The 3,456-nt window shown below is 66.2% G+C and carries 5 protein-coding genes; 2 read left to right on the top strand and 3 right to left on the bottom strand.

Annotated features, from left to right (window positions below; translation table 11 throughout):
• Both A5652_RS18635 and A5652_RS18630 read left to right on the top strand, forming a co-directional pair.
• On the top strand, window positions 1-675 hold a 675-nt coding region (locus tag A5652_RS18635; RefSeq protein WP_156745411.1), incomplete at its 5' end, for a phosphoenolpyruvate carboxylase.
• A 74-nt stretch (window positions 676-749) separates the two neighbouring features.
• The gene (locus tag A5652_RS18630) at window positions 750-1,541 is read left to right on the top strand and encodes a DUF4239 domain-containing protein (protein WP_067354727.1); all 792 of its coding nucleotides are present in this window, start codon (window positions 750-752) and stop codon (window positions 1,539-1,541) included.
• Between the two features lie 30 nt (window positions 1,542-1,571).
• On the opposite strand, the gene A5652_RS18625 is transcribed toward A5652_RS18630, so the two are convergent.
• From A5652_RS18625 to pgl, 3 genes are all read right to left on the bottom strand, one after another.
• The gene (locus A5652_RS18625; RefSeq protein ID WP_067354725.1) at window positions 1,572-2,501 is read right to left on the bottom strand and encodes a histone deacetylase family protein; all 930 of its coding nucleotides are present in this window, start codon (window positions 2,499-2,501) and stop codon (window positions 1,572-1,574) included.
• Between the two features lie 20 nt (window positions 2,502-2,521).
• Entirely contained in the window at window positions 2,522-2,920 is a 399-nt protein-coding gene (locus A5652_RS18620) for an ATPase (RefSeq protein WP_067354722.1), read from the bottom strand.
• A gap of 75 nt (window positions 2,921-2,995) precedes the next feature.
• Window positions 2,996-3,456, bottom strand: a 461-nt coding sequence (gene pgl, locus A5652_RS18615) for a 6-phosphogluconolactonase (protein ID WP_067354719.1), incomplete at its 5' end; no start/stop codon positions are given.

Raw genomic sequence — 3,456 nt, 5'->3', positions numbered from 1 at the left:
GAGTTTGCGCAGCGTGCGTATGCCGAATTGGTGCACGAGACACCGGGTTTCGTCGACTACTTCATGGCCTCCACGCCGGTCAGCGAAATCGGATCGCTGAACATCGGCAGCCGGCCCACCTCGCGCAAACCCACCGAGTCCATCTCGGACCTGCGCGCCATCCCGTGGGTGCTGGCGTGGAGCCAGTCGCGCGTTATGCTGCCCGGCTGGTACGGCACCGGGTCGGCGTTCGAGCAGTGGATCGCGGCGGGCCCGGAAAGCGAAAGCGAGCGGGTGGACATCCTGCACGACTTGTACCAACGCTGGCCGTTTTTCCGCAGCGTGCTGTCGAACCTGGCGCAGGTGCTGGCCAAGAGCGACCTCGGCCTGGCGGCGCGCTACGCCGAACTGGTGGACGACGAGGAGTTGCGGCACCGCGTCTTCGACAAGATCGCCGACGAACACCGGCGAACCATCGCCATGCACAAGCTGATCACCGGCCAGGACAACCTGCTCGCCGACAACGCGGCGCTGGCACGTTCGGTGTTCAACCGTTTCCCGTACCTCGAGCCGCTCAATCACCTTCAGGTGGAGTTGCTTCGCCGCTACCGTTCCGGCGATGACGACGAGTTGGTGCAGCGCGGCATTTTGCTGACGATGAACGGGCTGGCCAGCGCGCTGCGAAACAGCGGCTGATTGCCCGCGATTCGGTCACCGGGCCGGCCCGCTCGCGAATACCCTGGATCGACGCGCCTCGACCAAGGAGATCAGTGAGCGGATCCGGACTACCCCTGTGGCTACTTCTGATTTCGGTGGTCGCGGTCGCGATTGCGGTCGCGGTGGGCTCCGTCTGGCTGGGAAACCGCGTCCTACCGATGCGGCGGTATGGGAAGGAGCAGAATCCTGCGATCGCCTCGTTCCTCACAGTCGTCGGATTCATCTACGGGGCGCTGCTGGGCTTCACCGTGGTGGCGACCTGGGAGCACTTCTCGTCGACGCAGGTCGTCGTGTCCGGCGAGGCGTCGGCGCTGACGACCATGTATCGGCAAACCGTCGCGATGCCCGAACCGGAGCGCACCGAGGTTCAGGAGTTGTTGCGCAAGTACGCCGGCGCGGTGGCCGGCCCGGAGTGGAACAAACAGCACAACGACGGCGCGCGCGCCGCGATCACGCGGATGTATCGCACCGTCGGCCGCCAGCAGCCCAATACCGCGACCAAGCCGATCAATCAGCAATTTCTCAACCAGCTGAGCGAGCTGGCGTCCGATCGTAACGAGCGGATCGTGGGCACCAAGCCCCGGATACCTCCGCTGATGTGGGCGGGTCTCGTCTTCGGTGCGATTGTGCTGGTTGTGTTTACGGGTTTCCTGCGGATGGGCAGTACCGTGGGTCACTTCATCGTGTCCAGCACGGTCGCGGTTCTGTTGGGTCTGCTGCTGTGCGTCGTGTTCCAGCTCGACCACTCGTATGCGACCGATCAACGCATCACCTCGGGGCCGTTTCAGCACGCGTTGGACATTTTCGATTCGGTCGACAACGACAGCCGTTACTTTCCGCGCTGACTGGTGATGTTGCGGGCTTGGCGAGGTAGCTCAGCCCTTCAGCAGCTCACCGACGTGCGCGGTGACCGAATCGGTGAGGCCTTGCAGGTCATAGCCGCCTTCTAGCACCGCCACCAACCGGCCGTCGCACAACTTTTCGGCTGACACCATCAATTCCCTTGTGACCCAGGCGAAGTCGGCTGCCGTCATGGTCAGTGAGCCAAGCGGATCACGTTCATGGGCGTCGAAACCGGCGGACACGATGATCAGCTCGGGCGAAAACGCCTGCAGCGCAGGAAGGATTCGATCTTGAAACGCCGCGCGCAATTCGGCGCCGCCGTCGCCGGGCGCCAGCGGCGAATTGAAGATGTTGCCGACACCGGTTTCCCGCACCGCACCGGTCCCGGGGAACAGCGGCATCTGATGCGTCGACGCATAGAGCACACTCGGGTCGGAGTAGAAGATCTGCTGGGTGCCGTTGCCGTGGTGGACATCGAAATCGACGATCGCGACGCGCGTCAGACCATGCTTGCGCTGCGCATGACGCGCGCCGATGCTGATGTTGTTGAACAGGCAGAAGCCCATGGCGCGCTCGGTCTCGGCGTGATGGCCCGGCGGGCGGCTGGCGACGAACGCGTTCTGCGCTTCACCGGCCAGCACCCTGTCCACGGCCTGCTGCGTGGCGCCCACCCCACGCAGTGCCGTCTCCCAGGACGAGGGCTCCATCATGGTGTCGCCGCCGTCGAGGTAGACGTACCCGTCGTCGGGTCGCGCGGCTTCCAGAGCGTCCACGTAGCGATTCGAGTGCACGTAGCGCGTCGTCGCGAGGTCGGCCGGCTCGGCCTCTTCACGGATCAGGGCGTCGAACTGTGGCCGGCTCAGCGCCGCCTCCACCGCGCGGTAGCGGTCGGGCCGTTCCGGATGGCCCGGAGCGGTCCGATGGGCGGCGAAGGCGGGGTGGTGCAGCAGCAGCGTGGCCATCGGAAGTCCTACCCGGCCGCCTACTGCACGGTCCGGTTGCGCAGCCTGTCCACGAAGCCGCGCACCGCGTGCTCGGTGATCGCCAGCGGCGAGATCATGGTCTCGCCCACCCGCACCATGTCGTCGACCCGCGCGACGATAGCCTCCACCGGTTCGACCAGCGCGATCAACCGCTTGGCCAGGTCGTCGAGGCTGGCCATGGTGCCATCCAGGTGGTCCAGACCAGTTTCCAGGCGTTCCACCGTAGCGTTCAGGCTGGACAGGGAACTGCTGAGCTCCTTCATCGTGGTGCTCAAACCGTCGAGGACGTCCTCGACCTGCTCCACCGTTTTGTCGGCGTTCAGCGCGGCCTGGGTGAGCGTTTTGATCCGGCTTCGCTCTTGCCCCCCGCGCACGGTTCTGTCTGCCATGTCCGTCATTATGCGCCACGGCCGTCACGCCAGCGTGACCTCCAACGCCGAGCGTCAGCCCAGCGTGACGCGCGGCGCCGGCGTCTAGCGGGGCAGCTTGGCCGCGGCGTCCTCGTCGAGCAGCCACAGCGTGGTGTCCTGCCCGATGGCCCCGGCCGCCGGCACCGAGACAGGTGCGGCGCCACCGATGGCGGCGGCCACCGCGTCGGCCTTGCTGCCGCCGGAGACCATCAGCCAGACCTCGCGGGAACGGGCAACGGCGGGCAGCGTCAAGGTGATTCGCTGCGGCGGCGGTTTGGGGGAGTCGTCGACCGACACCACCATGCGGGTGGTTTCCAGCACGGCCGGGGTGTCGGGGAACAGGGAGTTGATGTGGCCCTCGGGGCCCATCCCCAACAGGTGCACGTCGAAGTTCGGAGCCGGCTCGCCGGGTGCGGCATTGGCCGCCAGCAGCTGCTCGTAGGCCAGCGCCGCCGCGGCGAGATCATTGCCGAATTCCCCATCGCTGGCCGGCATCGGATGCACCTGGCTGGACGGGATGTCGA

Source organism: Mycobacterium sp. 1165178.9 (assembly GCF_001673555.1).
GTDB lineage: Bacteria > Actinomycetota > Actinomycetes > Mycobacteriales > Mycobacteriaceae > Mycobacterium.
The sequence above is the reverse complement of the archived record's forward strand: the minus strand, read 5'-3'. Positions and strand labels throughout refer to the sequence as shown.